10 protein-coding genes are annotated in these 15,744 nt (G+C 38.1%); 4 read left to right on the plus strand and 6 right to left on the minus strand.

Going from position 1 to position 15,744, the window contains the following annotated elements; genetic code table 11:
• Nucleotides 1-121 precede the first annotated feature (121 nt).
• The 3 genes from XM47_RS00370 to XM47_RS00380 all read right to left on the minus strand — a co-directional run bounded on the left by XM47_RS00370 (nt 122) and on the right by XM47_RS00380 (nt 7,087).
• A complete protein-coding gene (locus tag XM47_RS00370; protein WP_149865420.1) occupies nt 122-346 on the minus strand; it encodes a hypothetical protein in 225 nt (74 codons plus the stop codon).
• A gap of 292 nt (nt 347-638) precedes the next feature.
• Nucleotides 639-3,332, minus strand: coding sequence for a hypothetical protein (locus tag XM47_RS00375; RefSeq protein WP_048688058.1), 2,694 nt, complete (start codon nt 3,330-3,332; stop codon nt 639-641).
• 71 nt (nt 3,333-3,403) lie between these two features.
• Nucleotides 3,404-7,087: a TonB-dependent receptor domain-containing protein gene (locus tag XM47_RS00380; RefSeq protein WP_048688059.1), complete on the minus strand. Its 3,684-nt coding sequence runs from the start codon at nt 7,085-7,087 to the stop codon at nt 3,404-3,406.
• A gap of 504 nt (nt 7,088-7,591) precedes the next feature.
• Here XM47_RS00380 and XM47_RS00385 point away from each other — a divergent pair.
• The 4 genes from XM47_RS00385 to XM47_RS00400 are packed head-to-tail and all read left to right on the plus strand — an operon-like array spanning nt 7,592 to nt 11,896.
• Nucleotides 7,592-8,620, plus strand: a complete 1,029-nt coding sequence (locus XM47_RS00385) for an XdhC family protein (protein WP_048688061.1) — start codon at nt 7,592-7,594, stop codon at nt 8,618-8,620.
• Nucleotides 8,617-9,225 (plus strand): nucleotidyltransferase family protein, encoded by a 609-nt coding sequence (locus XM47_RS00390; RefSeq protein ID WP_048688062.1) that lies wholly within the window; start codon nt 8,617-8,619, stop codon nt 9,223-9,225. The genes XM47_RS00385 and XM47_RS00390 overlap by 4 nt, the downstream gene beginning before the upstream one ends.
• The gene (locus XM47_RS00395; RefSeq protein ID WP_048688065.1) at nt 9,226-9,711 is read left to right on the plus strand and encodes a (2Fe-2S)-binding protein; all 486 of its coding nucleotides are present in this window, start codon (nt 9,226-9,228) and stop codon (nt 9,709-9,711) included. It begins immediately after the preceding gene.
• The gene (locus XM47_RS00400; RefSeq protein ID WP_048688067.1) at nt 9,704-11,896 is read left to right on the plus strand and encodes a xanthine dehydrogenase family protein molybdopterin-binding subunit; all 2,193 of its coding nucleotides are present in this window, start codon (nt 9,704-9,706) and stop codon (nt 11,894-11,896) included. The genes XM47_RS00395 and XM47_RS00400 overlap by 8 nt, the downstream gene beginning before the upstream one ends.
• Nucleotides 11,897-12,211: 315 nt before the next feature.
• Here the strand turns inward: XM47_RS00400 and XM47_RS00405 are convergent, their stop codons facing one another.
• From XM47_RS00405 to XM47_RS00415, 3 genes are all read right to left on the minus strand, one after another.
• The gene (locus XM47_RS00405) at nt 12,212-12,538 is read right to left on the minus strand and encodes a YceK/YidQ family lipoprotein (RefSeq protein ID WP_048688069.1); all 327 of its coding nucleotides are present in this window, start codon (nt 12,536-12,538) and stop codon (nt 12,212-12,214) included.
• A gap of 321 nt (nt 12,539-12,859) precedes the next feature.
• Nucleotides 12,860-13,813, minus strand: coding sequence for a ParB N-terminal domain-containing protein (locus XM47_RS00410; RefSeq protein WP_048688072.1), 954 nt, complete (start codon nt 13,811-13,813; stop codon nt 12,860-12,862).
• A complete protein-coding gene (locus tag XM47_RS00415; protein ID WP_048688077.1) occupies nt 13,813-15,039 on the minus strand; it encodes a ParA family protein in 1,227 nt (408 codons plus the stop codon). The genes XM47_RS00410 and XM47_RS00415 overlap by 1 nt, the downstream gene beginning before the upstream one ends.
• Between the last annotated feature and the right edge of the window lie 705 nt (nt 15,040-15,744).

Raw genomic sequence — 15,744 nt, forward strand, 5'->3', positions numbered from 1 at the left:
ATTCACCCGTTTGTGGTGTCTGCCTTCGTCAAGGCACTTGTGAACCACTGTAAAAAAAAATCGTGCTGTTGATGCACTTAAAGAATACTTCCCCCCTTCGCCATTTATTGCACTTTTGGTGTCAATAAATGCCATCAAACCTGTTGATGGTCACCTTGGTTTTATCCTCCACACCATTACTGGCTTTCACCGGCCTAGGTTTATTCACTACTACGGGTTCATCTGCCACCTCACATTCATCACTATCTTGAGTCACCTCTTGTATAATGATGTCCAGCAAAAAAAAAAAAACAGCTGGATTTAATGCCAGGCTTCCCCAGTTACTGCACTGACGCCCTGTTAACAATGCCACCCTCAAGCACGCTTTAGGTTTGATTGAGTATAGGGCTTTGCGCTATTTTGCACGCTTACCCACCTAAAACGCCGAATCAGGTTCACTTACGTTGTGTACTGTTAACTTCCTATCGCTTCCTTCAGACCCAGTCGTTGGCCAACTACGCCCTTGCGATTCGGATTATCTTCCCCCCAATCTGGGTGATTCAGATTTCTTTCAATCTGACGGGTTTGCCAGCTTCGCTGGGCAAACAAAAAGCCAAAGTCATTCAATGGCTTTGGCTTTTAAAATTAAGGCTTACTTTTTAATTTGCAGGGCTAATAACAAAGTCATCGACATACACTCTAATATTATCGCCATCGCTGCCTTTTACTTGGAATTCAGCACGGTTAATAAAATTAAAGCCATCAATGAAATCACCTTGAACTTGATATTCAATTTTTTGCCATTGATTGTTATTCACTGACACAGACTGGTCATCAACAAAGAATTGGGCCCAAGGAGGCGTGCCACCTGTTTTAGCGCCAACACGGAATGATACTGTGATAGGGTCGACTGAAGCTTCAACCACTTTTATCCAATATGATACATTCCATTTTTGATTCGCATCCGCGAACATGCTAACTAGTTCAGCTGATGCTGTACCGCCAGCTTTAGTATATAAATAACCATTACCTTCGTAATGCACATTAGCAGCAAAACCTAAACCATTGCCTAATGGGCTGTCCGATGTACCATTGTCATTTAAAACAACACCAGGCAAATAACTACCAGGAAACTTAGTCCAACGTGTTGGACCTTGGTTTTGAATTGGCGTCTCAAAGCTATTTCGCGATAATTCACCATCATAGAATGCGTCTTGGCAAAGCAAGTTTTCAACTATGTTAATTTTAGCTGTTACTTTTAGATCTTCACTTGCATCATCTGGTTTAGAGTTATCTAACGAAATTTCAACATTAAAGCTATCGTCAGCAGTTGTATCACGCTCAACCGATTCATTAACTAATACACGATGAGGCTGTGCATTTGGATCATCAGAATTAAGTTTTATTGCACTACCAAATGCTGCTGGTGCATCCGTTTCGCCTTCAGGTATGGCCCGAGCTGGGATAGAAGAATTAAAGTTTAGCTGACTACCTATAGGTAAACCATTTTGATCTTCTAATTGAGTACCTGTAAGTGGAATCGCAACTGGCGTCACGTCAATAAAGCTACAACGCGGTACATTGACAACATACATGCCATTTTCTTGGTTAAATTCATTCCCATTTCTGTCTTGCAAAATGATGCGATCAACATTTTTCACTTGTGGTGGTCGAACAACACTAACTTCAACTGAATCTGAAATTCCCGCATAATTTTTAGAAGTTGCGGTTAAAGTAAAAGTACCTAATTGTACAGCTGTCACTACACCATCATCATCAACTGTCGCATAGCCAGTGCCTGGCGTAATAGACCAATCATAATCCGAAGCTGCTTGTGGTACGACTATGCTAGGGATCGTCGTAATTTCAAGGCTGTCAGAAAAACCGTTGAATATTTCAACATTTTCTTCTAATTGAATTTCACGCAGCGGGCTTGTAATAAAGACTTCGGCATCACTCATTAGGGTATTGCCATTACTGTCGTAACTAGCCGTTAATGTTGCTTTACCTGGTTGGTCTTGGTCAATTGCAGCACCTGCAGATAATAAACCCGTTGCCTGGTCTAAAGTTAAAGCACCTGAATCAACAACTAATGACCAAGCAAAATCAGAGTTCGTGATTTGAGTTAAAGCTTTATCTGGGTTTAAACTAAACTCAGCAGATTTAGTTGTGCCATCCGAAGCTTCAATATATAAAGGTGTGGTTAATTCAAAGCTGTTAATTGGATTATTGATGACAAGACTAGCCGTAGCATCATCAAAACTAGTGTCACCAATCGGATCACGTTTAACCGTCAGCGTTGCTGTACCTTGCTTAATGCCAGCAACAGAAATATCGCCATCTGCATTTACAACACTTGCTTCACCTGAATCATTTGTCACTTCAAAAATAAAGTCACTATTAACCAAAGGTCTTGCCGTAGCTGGAACTTGAGTTAATTCAGGCGTAACCATTTGCTCCATATCAACTGTTATATCTGCAACTGTAAATCCAGTTAAATTATCGTAAACCGTTACTTGTTCAGTCAAAATAACCGGCGTATCACTGCCAGCTAAAGTGTATTCAACCGTTAAACTTGCTGTGCCTGCAGCAATACCTGTTAATTCACCATTGTCATCAATAGTGAATACACTTTCATCGCTTGAAGTCCAGCTGATATCGGTTCTTGGTACTTTAATCGCATCAACTGGATTAAAAGTTAAAGCAGGACGATTTGAAGCGCCCACTTCAACTGTATGTCCAATTTGGTTTCCTTCAGCATATTCTAATTCAATCGATTCTGTAGGCACGCCTGTGCTTTTTACACTTAAAGTGACTGTACGAATATTAGGGTTTGCCGCATTTTCTGCATCTGTACATCTGTGTGGCCATTGAACCATGTCGGCACAAGGGTATTCGTAACCATTATCCACCCAATATTGCAGTGTAATATTGGCACTAACTTCACCGTCGGCGTCCATCGCATCTGTCATCTCATCATCAAAACCAAAACGGTCAAGAATCAATGTGGTGCCGTTGTACCACAAATCTTTTTCACCGCTTAAGTTTAAATCGCCGATAACCTCGCCATTTTTAGTAATATTACCTTCAACAACCCAGTCTTTAAGTACAATTTTAGTTGGATCTAAGCTGTCTTTTTCAGCTATGCCTTCAAGTAAGTCAAATTTAGCATAACGATTTTCATTAAGTTCATCTTTAACATCTGTTGTTGCTTCAAAAGCATATGGGGTTTGAAATGTTAACGGTGAATTATTATCACGCTCTGGATCATAACCCTTGTCGACACCACACCCAAATAATGCAGTTGAGGCAATGGCCAGCAATACTTTGTTTTTTTGTAAGTTAACTTTCATCTTACGACTCCGATTTAACTACCCGTGTAGTACGGGTAGTGAATAATTTGAATAAGGAAATAAAGTGCGACTTAGAATGAAACTCGTACGCCCATTCTGAATAAGCGACCCGTTTTAATCACTTGAGCAATTTTGCTTCTGTCGCCATTACTGGTTAATGCATTGCCCTCATCTAATCGCTCACCATTAATGACCCAGTTTCGGCTTGTCATAAATGTAGTGCGATCTTCATCGGTTAAATTGGTCGCCTGTAAGGTAAAAGTCACTTTATTGTTTAGACGATAAGTTGCACTAAAATCAACTCTGTCACTTTCGTCCAACCAAGTTGCGCCTAAGCCATCAAACGCACTTTCATTAACCAATTGAGCAGAGTTATAACGATGCGCTAAACGCAGCATAATGCCGTCTTTTTCCCAGAATACAGTGGTATTTGAAGAATGCCTTGGGGTATTCGGTTGAGGAAATGGCGTTTGAATTTCGCCAGCATCATTTACTTCAGCTTCATTTTCAGAGTCTGCAAATGTGTAGTTAACCATAGCGCCTAAGCCAGAAAACACGCCCGGTAAAAAATCGAAGTTTTGCGAATAAGACAATTCAAAACCTTTAGTTGTTGTACCGCGACCATTGATTCGAGTTTCCAGATCAAAAGTTTGGCAGCCTAAATCTAATGCATTGCCCATAACAGTAACGTAAGTTCGAACAGGTAAGCAGCCTGTTGTCGCTGGTGTTTCAACCCAATCTTCATCCGCTAGTGTTGTGCCCGGCTTAGGGGTTGGCGCAATGAGTAAATCTTCAATATCATTGACATTCGGAATGAAAAACTCGCCATTTTCATCTTTTTGATTGCGATATTCTCTTGCATCTAAAGCTAAATATTTCTGGTTCGTTCTTTGGACAAAATCTTTCATATCTTTATAGAAGAAAGCAACCGACGCCATGCCAGTATCACTAAAGTACCACTCTAAAGACAAATCTAAGTTGTTAGACGTAAGTGGTTTTAAATTAGGATTGAAAAAAGCACCTTGGCTATTACCACTGGTTTGTTCTTGTAAGGTCTTTCTTGGTCGCAAGTCATCAAATCTAGGTCTTGCCATTGTTTTAGATAAACCGAAGCGACCAATCACATCCTGACTAAAGGCATAGTTTAAAGTTAAGCTAGGTAATAAATTATAATGGGTTGCGCCGCCAGAGCCTTTCTTGAAACGCACGGCTGCATTTGGATCTGTCACCAAGTTGCCTGAACCATCATCAAATAATGTGCTGACGTTAGTTGTATGGTCGTACCAAGCAGAACCATCGCGCCATAAACCACCATTCCCCGTTTGGGCAAAACGGGCACCAGTAGTAAAACTATCATTGCGTAGGATGTCAGTTACATTACCATTAGTGTCATAGGCCACTTGCAGCTTATAGTAATCTTGCATTAACTCATCAGGATGAATATAGATTTGACCACCACGCGCTTCTACCGCAGGCATTTCTTCTGTATCTAATACCATGTGATAATCAAAACATGGACTCGTTGGTAAATTAGACGCAAATTGATTTTGATCGTTATCAGGATAGTTCAAACCATCTTCTAATACATAATCACAAATTGGTAGATTAGGATTTGCTAATTGTTTGTTATAAATCAGGTCATACATATCGTATGAGCTTCTACCCCCTGAGTAATTTAACTCTTGGTAAGCGGTTGAATCAGTCTCTGTTTTAATATAACGGAAGCCTAGGTTACCCGTTAGGGCGCTATCCAAATATTCAAAATTGAACTTAGTGTAGAAAGCCGTATTGGTTTGCTCTATATCTCGAGAGTTAGTTGGTGATGATCTAAATCTTAATTGATCACGAGGAATAATATTGCCTGATTGCATTAAATCAAACACTTTTAACGGGTCAACCATACCCCAACCACCAAGAAAAGAGGTTTGATTGGAATCAGAAACAATACCATCCATAAAATCATCGACAGGGAAGGCTTCGTCGGTTAATAAATCTAAGTAAGTAACTCGCTGTTGCACCCCTGCTCTATCATCGAAATCGATATCAGAGTCAATGTCTGATTCTGCATCGCTGACATTACCTGGGCCTATACTATATCGATCCGACATTAATGATTTAGAACGGTTTGACCATTTACCACCAAACTCAACTTTAGTGACGCCAGCAAAATCAACTAACCAGTCAAAATCTAAAAATAATGATTTAGCCGTATCTGAAGTCACGTCATTATTGGTAGAAACATTAAAAAAGGTATAGAGACTAGGATCTGTTACATTACCTGCATTTGGCGCTGTATCTCGAGCTGGGTTAGCGCCAGGTCTTAAGACATGATCCATTAAAGCATCTGTAGTTGTTATGTCACAGATATTACTCAAAGTACAATCAATACCTATAGGTTGCAATTCGTGAATAACATCTTGGTGATTTTCAGGTAAATCACTTGTATCCGCTGGAATATTTGAAACTATATTGCCTTGTAAAATACCATTTAAAAATACATTGGCATTCGGTTTAGATTGAGATTCAGTGTTCGAATAACCAAATAACACACTAGCGGTTAAATCGTCGTTTATGTTGTGGGTAATATTAAGCGATGCAACTTTAGTTGTGTCTTCAACGCCACTGGTTTGGCGATAAATTTTGTTGCGACCTTTACGCTCAAATTCTTTAAGTAAAACATTACGTTCTGTATCTAACACATGCCATTCGTCTTGTTTATCTGTATTTAGATTGAACCGAGTACCAGGGTAGACTTGATTTTGAATTCGATTATTATCTATATCTTGCTCACGCTTTGAGTAGTTTAAATCAAGCATGAACTCGGTCTCGTCACCTAACAAATACTGTATGCCCGTAGTTAAGGTTTGACGTTTTTGTTCGTCCATATTAAGACGATATTCAACACTACCAGGCTTTAAAAATTGCACTTCTGTTTCTGGCTGTTGATAAAACGGTGAATCGGCCATTTCAGATAGAATTTCGCCAGTTTTAGAATCGCGAATGTACTGAGCTTGGATCTGATTATCAGCAACGTTTCGATCATCCCAGTTACTATTATACTGGTCTCGGCGTGTGCTTTGCGTTTCATCGGTTGCGGTAAACACAACGCCTAAAGTTTCATCAAGAAATTTATGAGTAATACTGCCCGAAATTCTATGGTTAAAGTTACCATTAAACTGGTTATATCTAACTTCACCGTTTAACAATTTTCGGTTATTGCGCGTATTTAATGGCCGAACCGTTCTGAGCACGACATTTGCACCTAAAGAGCCTTCGTCTTGATCTGCTGCGGCTGTTTTTTGAACATCAATTGAAGATAATATATCTGAAGAAAAGGCACTTAAATCAACACTTTGATCGGACGATAACTCACCAGCATCACCACTACCGCCACTGGTTAAAGCTACACCATTAATCGAGATTTGGTTTAAACTCGAGTTTGCGCCACGAACCGCGATCCTAGTCCCTTCTCCATTGGTTTCGGTAACCGTTACACCTGTAATTCGTGACAAGGCATCGGCAATATTTTGATCGGTTGATTTACCCACATCTTCAGCATGAATTGAATCGACCACTTGATCTGAAAATCGCTTGGCATTAATCGACTTGATTAAACTACCACGAAAGCCTGTTACTTCAATGACTTCAGTTTGCTCTTTATCTTTAGCTTCGTCTTCTGCAGCAAAGCTTGGAGTCGAAATGCAAGCGGCAATAATTGCAGAACTTAACGCTTTTAACTTAAATCTGTCATTCATAATAGAATTCCTATTATATTTTTATATTTTGGAAACCTGCCTTCACGGCAAATAAATTATTTAAAAGGTCTAAATTTAAAATTTAGCCGTGTGCCCCTCAGCCAAAAAAACAAAAGACCAACCTTATTAAACATCATACCTTTATGATGGTACTTAAATAAATTTTAAGGAACAAGTTGATAACATTTTCATTACAGGGTGAAAAATGTAGATATAGGCTAGATACGCTTGAAACTTACACTTTACTGACTAGAATTTACAAAAAGCTTACTTTTAGCGACTAATCTAGCCGCCAAAATTTACAAAAAATTTACCATCTATTTTTATCCTTCTTAAATCGGATTCCTTTCACTTAACAGAGGTAAAAACACCATATTGACAGCCACAAATAGAGTTGAACGAATCAATTTTAAATGACTAAAACGATTGCCTTACACTTGTTTTATTATCTTTACAAAGATAATATGTTTGCAACAAATTAGACACAAGCTGGAGAGAGCCTAGGTGAACAACCATATTCAATCTATTTTAAGTGCTTGGTTAACGGATAAAGAGAGCTGCAACTGGGCGATGGCATCTATTGTTAATATAGAGGGGTCTTCTTATCGTAAGTTAGGCGCTATGATGCTTATCAATGAAGAAGGTAATGCTCTAGGCATGCTAAGTGGTGGCTGTTTAGAGGCTGATATCATATTAAAAGCGCAAAAATCTATTTTTTTAAATAAACCGGCCAAGTATGTTTATGAAGCAGATGAACAAGCTCATGATTCAATTATAAAATTTTTAGGTTGCGGCGGTGTCATTACCATTTTAATTCAACCACTTACGGTCGAAAATAATTTTCAAGATCTAGAAAATTTACACTATGAATTGCAGCGGAATAAAAAATCGGCGTACATAATTGATAGCTCTCTAAAACAGAATAACTCAGCAGTTTGTATTCAGAATCAAACTTTCAATAAATTAAAGTCGATTAACTCTGAGCGTCACATTTTTCAATATAGCTCAGCCACTAACTTAGCCATCTTTGGTGCTGGCCTAGATGCGATTCCAATGGTTAATTTAGCTAAAATATTAGGTTGGAATATTTATTTAGTCGATCACAGGAAATCACATGTGAGTTCTAAATTATTTCCAGCTGAAGTAACTCGAATCAAGCAGGAAATGGTTGTTGGAGACCCGAATTGCCTAGCTTGGTTAAATCGGTTAGATGCCGCTATTGTCATGGGTCATAATATGAAGTTTGATGCCTACGCACTGGCGTTATTAGCGAAAAGCGAGACAAAATACGTCGGTTTACTAGGCCCTAGGCACAGAACGGAAAAAATACTGGCCGATATCAAGGTAGAAATTAACTACCCACTACATAACCCAATCGGGCTGAATATTGGCACTGAGCTCCCAGAGGAAATAGCTTTATCTGCCATTTCCGAGATTCAAGCTGTTTTGAATAATAAAACCAATGTATTGGTTTCGAAACCGGCTTATAACCAGAACCATTTTGCTGAAGCTGAAGTGAGGGTAAAACCATGATTTCACTTATTGTACTGGCTGCTGGCGAAGGTTCTCGTTTTGACGGCATTAAACAATTAGCTAATTTTAACCAACAGCACCTAATTAATTTCCAATTAGATAAATTACTTTCGCTTAATATCCCCGTAGTGCTGGTTTTAGGCTATCAAGCTGACTACATTAAAAGCCAAATATTAGGCTCTTTGTTAGACAAGATCACTGTTATCGAAAATACTCATTGGCAATCTGGTTTGGCCTCATCAATCAAGTCTAGTATTCATTATCTTAAAGATAAGCAACCTGAATCTAGCTCAGTCTTATTTACTTTACTCGATCAAGCATTAGTCACGCGCAATGAACTAATTGATTTGATCGAAAAATATAAACAAAAGCCAGAGCAAATCTGCTCTAGTTTTTATGATGGTCATTTAGGCTGTCCTGCGATTTTCCCCGCAAGTTACTTTGATGAGCTGCTTAAGTTAAAAGGCGATCAAGGTGCGCTTAAAATTATTAAGTCGGTCAAAAAATTCCAGCAAACTCAAATCGACAATGCAGAATTTGATATAGACACTCAAAGCCAACTTAACACTTACAACCATATTTACTCAACTAGGTCATTAAGCTAAATGAAATATAATCTTAATATCAATAACCAACAGCATTCGATAGAAGCTGATGCAGACATGCCTGTTTTATGGGTCCTTCGTGACTTATTAGCCATGACTGGCACTAAGTTTGGCTGCGGAAAAGGTCTATGCGGCGCTTGTACTGTTTTATTTAACGGCCAAGCGATTCGCTCATGTAGCTTTCCAGTTTCTGCTGTTGGTGACGGTGAAATTGTCACGATTGAATCCGTCGATGTCAGTGAACCTTATGCTGAGAATGGGCGTAAGTTAAAAGCAGCTTGGTCAGAACATAATGTCCCCCAATGCGGTTACTGTCAGTCAGGGCAAATAATGTCTGCTGTATCCTTGCTTGAGAACAATCCAAAACTCAAAAAGCAGGATATAAAAAACGCAATGACAGGTAATATTTGCCGTTGTGGTACCTATCCTCGCATCTGCAAAGCGATCGAATCTGTGATTGAAATTAAGGAAGAACGCAATGACTGAGCAAACTAACGAATTCACCATAGAAAATATTAGTCGACGTAATTTTTTAAAAGTTTCAACTATAGGTGCAAGCGCATTTGCGCTCCAGTGTACTATCCCGCTCTCTTTTGAGGCGATGGCAGAAGAAAGTGGTACACCACGACTTAACTTATTTGTTGCGATTGAAGAAGATCAATCGATTACAATAACTTGTCATCGTTCTGAAATGGGACAAGGCATCAGAACCAGTATTGCTCAAGTTATCGCTGATGAGCTAGATGCCGACTGGAACTTTGTAAAAATAACTCAAGCATTGGGTGATAAATCTTACGGCAACCAAAATACCGATGGTTCAAAATCTATTCGAGCTTACTTTAAGTATTTAAGAGAGTTTGGAGCCTCAGCTAAACTTATGCTAAGACAAGCAGCCGCACAAGCTTGGAACTTACCGTTAAGTGAAATTTCCGCCAGCAACCACCAAGTGATGCATGCTTCTGGTAAAACATTAAGCTACGGCCAGCTTGCTAAGCTAGCAGCTTTGCAGCCGATACCAAGCAATGATACGTTAACTTTAAAAACACCAGCTGAGTTCAAATATATAGGCAAAGGATTCCGATCGCTTGATATAGACGATATGACCAGTGGTAAAGCAATTTATGGCCAAGATATTGCGATACCTAACATGGTATACGCCTGCTTAAAAAGAACCCCTGTTATGGGTGGCTTTATTGCAAGTTTAGATAGTAAAAAAGCGAAACAAGTTTCAGGAGTCCTTGATGTCATTGAAATAAAAGGACAGCCCTTCCCTTCATTGTTTAATCCTTTAGCAAGTGTTGCTGTTATTGCTACAAATACTTGGGCTGCGCTCAAAGGTGTCGAATCTTTGGATATAACCTGGGGAGCGTCTGAATATAATAATTATGATTCAACCAAAGAAGCTAACCAAACGACTAAAAATATAAGCAAAGCGAAAGCCAAGCAAGTCACTAAATTAAACCCAGCACAATTAACCGATGAGAAAAACTTACTCCAAGTAGAAGCAACCTATACTTTACCATATTTAGCACATGCGCCGATGGAGCCGCCTGCAGCAACAGCTATGATACATCCAGATGGCAAGTGTGAGATTTGGTCATGTGTACAAGCTCCTCAAGCGGTTCAAAGACATGTATCGAAAGCCTTAGGTATAAAACCAGAAGATGTGATTGTACACGTGACTCTGTTAGGTGGTGCATTTGGTCGTAAAGCGCAGCCAGATTTTGTAGTAGAAGCGGCACTACTTGCTAAGCTTTTAAATAAACCGGTAAAAGTGGTTTGGAGTAGAGAAGACGATATTCAACATGATTATTATCATGCTGCTAGTGTCATGAATCACAGTGCAAAAGTGTCACCAAGTGCTGAAATTAAATCCTGGGTGTCTAAAATAGGTTTTACGCCGATCCAATCTCTATGGAACATCAAGAAAAATCAACCTGCTAATTTTGAAATTGCGGGCATACGAAGAAATGGATTTAGTGCAGAAAACTTAATCACCAAAGTGATCAATACGCCAGCGAGCACACGCATAGGTTGGCTTCGCTCAGTCGCTAATATCCAACATGGTTTCTCAATCGGTTGCTTTATGGATGAAATTTCGGTTGCTAGCCAGATTGATTGTAAAGCACTTTGGCTGAAAACTTTAGACGAGCAAGCCAACAGCCAAAAGATGAAACGCGTTATTGAAGACGTAACCCAGAATGCAAATTGGGCCGCACGTCAGAATTTACCTGAAGGTGAAGCACTTGGTTTAGCGGCACATCATAGTTTTGAAAGTGAAGTAGCTGTAGTATCCCATGTAAAAGTAGAAGGGAAGCAGTTAAAAATACTTAAAGTTTATATCAGTGCCGACGTCGGCACAGTGGTTAATATTGATAGAGTCAAAGCGCAAATGGAAGGTGCGGTGATTTTTGGACTATCGATTGCACTGCATAATGAAATCAGTTTTAAAGATGGTAAAGTCGAGCAAACAAACTTTCATGATTACCCTATTTTAAGGCTTCACGAATGCCCAGAGATAGAAGTCAGCATTATAGATAGCCAAGATGTGCCAGGAGGCGTTGGTGAGCCTGGAGTACCGCCTGTTGCTCCAAGCGTAGCCAACGCTATTTTTGCCGCAACTAAGGTAAGACCACGGGAGCTACCTCTAAGTAAAACTTACAATATTTAATTCGCTTATATTATAAAGTATCTATCCATAATACCAGCACTCTAACCTTTAGGCCGTTTAGAGTGCTCGATCAATCCGTAAATTAATACACCTTTGTATATCTCATTGAAATCAAATATGTAATCTAATTAGATTTGCTTCACGCTAACACCCAATCCATATTGAAATATAATTAATTAGGCAATAATTATAAAGACTTTAGGCAAAAGATATTTGTGGGGACAGTAACAAGTCTAGAGCTAATACTCAGTAACTGTAGAGCTGTCACTATCCAAGGCTGATAACTTGGATTAGTCCCAAACCGAAGAATCATGTTTAGTTAACTCTAATTGGACCTTTTTTAGCTTGCATGGGAATGGTGTAAGGTAAAACGACCGTATCCGAAACTAAGGAAAAAGCAGAATCAAATACCATAAAAGGGATGCCATTAATTGCATCGCCAATGTTTAACTCTTGACTTGGTTCACCATATAACAAGCAAAGATTATAGCAAACACCGCTATAGACTCTAGGTATCTGCTTGCAATAACTTTTTTTACCTTGATGAGCAATTTCCACATGATTTCCAGGCGGATCTATTGTCTTAACAGTTGCACAGGAGACGCAGATAAAAACGATTAATAAAACTAGAATTCCTTTCATAAATATCCTTATTCAATTTTAAAATTTAGCAGAGAGCCTAGTTGATTAGTATATTATTCAATCCAAACAAAAATGGAAAGGGCATTTCCAAATGACTTGTCGAGAATACAACCTAATAGATAACCTCAATTCGGCATAACAACTTGCTTTCTTGAGGGCTTTTTCCTGATAACTGCATTGAATTCGCTAGTAATAGCCAGCTATTACGTACTCAAATTCGCCTTGCTCTAAGAAAAAACACCTTTCAAGAAATAAAAAAGGATGCTTACAAATAAGCACCCTTTTAGCAAAAAAATACTGTATGTTTAAACTAATATATAGTTATAAATTTGATAATGTATTTTTAATGAATTCAGATTGGGCTTTAGACAACTTACTAAAGTTAATCTGCTTCAAGGTACCATCAAAATTATATTTAACAGTACAATGATCATTCCATTTTTCTTTGTTATTTAACTTGATGTCATCCGATTCATTCTCAAAGTAATTCAACAAAGCGTTAGTTAAATGGGTGCAAGTATAAGAAGCATTTTCTTTATACGCTTGTTTTTCACTTTCAAGTAAATCTTGATGAGCTTCAATGAAGTTAGTTAAAAAATCTTCTCTGGATTGCACTTCATCAGACAACTTAGACAATAAATTCAATATCTTACTAGATGTTTGGCCACCGATGCAATTTGGAGATGGATATAAAAGCACAATACTTTTAGGTATTTTTGCAGCCCTAATTGCTTTACCAACAGTTGTATGAGTTACTGTACCACCGAGAATTTTTTCCGAAATGTCTCGAAAAGAAAGCTTATCTTCGTAGTAATATTTTGACCAATTGTAACCTTTTTCAATTAAAGAAATCGTTTCGTGGCTATTTTCACTTTTAGTTAGCGCTAATGCATCAGCGTCACTAATTTCATTTGCAACGAAAATTTTATAATCAACGCCAGCATAATGCGTTGCCAAACGTCTTCTAGAGCCAAAAATAACCTCAACTTTATCCCCTACTTTACGGCCTAATGCTGCTGTATGTTGGAATCCAACGTCTTTAATTTTATCAATCAGTAAAGATAAAGTGTCTTGATTAAGCAACTCTTGATTACGTTCATTACCTTTAAAAACACTTGTGCTATCAAGTATTTCTGAGTTAGCTATTGTTGTAAGTTCTAACTCTATTGTTAGATTGTTTTCTGTTGGTGACGGTATACTAAAACTAGTGACACTTGGGTCTTCTAATAATTCAGGGTCAAACATCCCTGCCCTTTTGGCTCTTGCTTTAGGCATTAGTTAAACTCTCCAAAATCATTTCCCCATTGTTGTAAGATCAAAATTTCTATTTCATTTAAAACAGCCATCCAATTTTCATTTGCGGTTGTTAGCTGCTTTTTATTTTTTGGATAATCGCGACTCGCCATATCAAATATGGTCTTAAATCCATCAGCACAGACAGGAATAGCTTTAGAATGATTCACAACATTAGCCAGTACATCGCCTTCAAATGTCATACGTAAATCTTTCATAACTCGACTATGAACAGTTTCAGAGCGGCTTATTGCTTGTTGCTGAGAGTCATAATTATTAATTAAAAATTTAATAAAATCCCAGCCTTCATGGCCGGCTTCATCAAGCTTGCTATATATACCACCAAGCCGTTCAACGTATTTCATGGTTGAATCGTATACAACATACTCAGGTACAAATGGAATAATAATCCCTGTAGACGCATACAAAGCATTGACGAAAAGCTTATTTAAAGATGGTGCCGTATCAATAAAGATCACATCGAATTTATCAGATACTTTATCTATGACTTTTTCTTTTAAAATTCGATAAGCGCCAAGCGCATCGCCTGCAATCTGAACATCTTCTGCGTATTGTTCAAACATAAAGTCATCAATACGTGCAGGTAAAAACTTAAAATTAGGGATTCGTGTATCTTGAAAACAAGAATATACACACTCTTCCAATGTTTCCCCTTCATCTGGCTCACAGTTATCCGTTAAAATATCACCAATAGAGTAATCTTCATCGCTCATTGAAGGTAAACCAAATAGAGTTGAAGTGCCTTGAGGATCTAAATCAATGAAACCAACTCTCAACCTAGTATTATTGAAAGTAGAAAAGCCAATTGCAGCCGTTATTGCAGCTGTAGTTTTACCTACACCACCTTTTAATTGTGCAAATGCAATAACTTGACATTTATCGCCTTCGGCTCTTTTAAAAGGTTCTAACCCTTTTCTTTCTGCTAATTCGTGTAAATCAGCCAAAGTAAATTGAAAATGATTGTTACTATTTTGCGCAAATGTCATGTCTTTACATTTAGCAGCTAAAAAGCGATCGAATGCAGTTCGATTAGAAAAATTTAACCAGCTTGATGCTTCTTCCTTAGAATATGTTCTAAATTCTAAACAGCCTTGCTCGTCTAAGTAAAATTTCTGCCTTTGCTTTCTTCTTAGCCGTGCTCTTTTTACAAAAGTATTAAGCTTTTGCTTTGTTATATCTGTTTTCATATAAAATCCGATCCATTTAGACCTGCGCTTATAAATTTGTTCATAAATTACAAACAAATTTGGAATTTGTAAACATGTTTATTGTTTTTTTTGTAAAGGGGGTTTCCAATGGGCACACTCGAACAGCTACTCACTATATAACGAATAATTTTTAGCTTTAATCGACTAAAATGGAAAGGCTACAATCAATAATCAACTTAATCTGGTTGTCGTATCAGCAATAAATACGATTGTCTTTAAATAAACTTATGCTTTTATGCAAAATAAGCAGCACTCTCACCTAGAGCTAAATCAGTATAAATTGCGAGCATCAGAGCCATCACAGACAGTTCAATTCAAGGCGTATCATTGCAGGAATGTAGGCACCTTTCAAAATGATACAACACAGAAGTGAGCTGTCTGTGAGGTTCCTGAAAGGCTGGGCTAAAAGCCATTTATTCTGCGTTAAGTCGGCTTGGCATAGAACCACTATGCCTGTGCCAACTTGCCTTGCCTAAATGGCTTTTATCTCCAGCTGATTATCGCTATTTATATTGATTTAGCTCTATATAAAAACCAAAAAATACATTTCTAACAAATAGCGCTAAATCAAAAGAAAACACATGCAGAATAAATATTGTAAAGTAAATGCTTACACCTTTATATCTCGAGCTTCACTAAGCAGGTTGTTTTACAGCGTCAAATATATCTTAATCCAAGTGTTCA

The sequence above is a fragment of the Catenovulum maritimum genome (genome assembly GCF_001050375.1).
Lineage (GTDB): Bacteria > Pseudomonadota > Gammaproteobacteria > Enterobacterales > Alteromonadaceae > Catenovulum > Catenovulum maritimum.

What these genes read in the sequence shown, in the direction of transcription:
- XM47_RS00415 (WP_048688077.1), bottom strand. Translation starts at nt 15,039, where the DNA reads ATGAAAACAGATATAACAAAGCAAAAGCTTAATACTTTTGTAAAAAGA.
- XM47_RS00375 (WP_048688058.1), bottom strand. Translation starts at nt 3,332, where the DNA reads ATGAAAGTTAACTTACAAAAAAACAAAGTATTGCTGGCCATTGCCTCA.
- XM47_RS00390 (WP_048688062.1), top strand. Translation starts at nt 8,617, where the DNA reads ATGATTTCACTTATTGTACTGGCTGCTGGCGAAGGTTCTCGTTTTGAC.
- XM47_RS00380 (WP_048688059.1), bottom strand. Translation starts at nt 7,087, where the DNA reads ATGAATGACAGATTTAAGTTAAAAGCGTTAAGTTCTGCAATTATTGCC.
- XM47_RS00410 (WP_048688072.1), bottom strand. Translation starts at nt 13,813, where the DNA reads ATGCCTAAAGCAAGAGCCAAAAGGGCAGGGATGTTTGACCCTGAATTA.
- XM47_RS00395 (WP_048688065.1), top strand. Translation starts at nt 9,226, where the DNA reads ATGAAATATAATCTTAATATCAATAACCAACAGCATTCGATAGAAGCT.
- XM47_RS00400 (WP_048688067.1), top strand. Translation starts at nt 9,704, where the DNA reads ATGACTGAGCAAACTAACGAATTCACCATAGAAAATATTAGTCGACGT.
- XM47_RS00405 (WP_048688069.1), bottom strand. Translation starts at nt 12,538, where the DNA reads ATGAAAGGAATTCTAGTTTTATTAATCGTTTTTATCTGCGTCTCCTGT.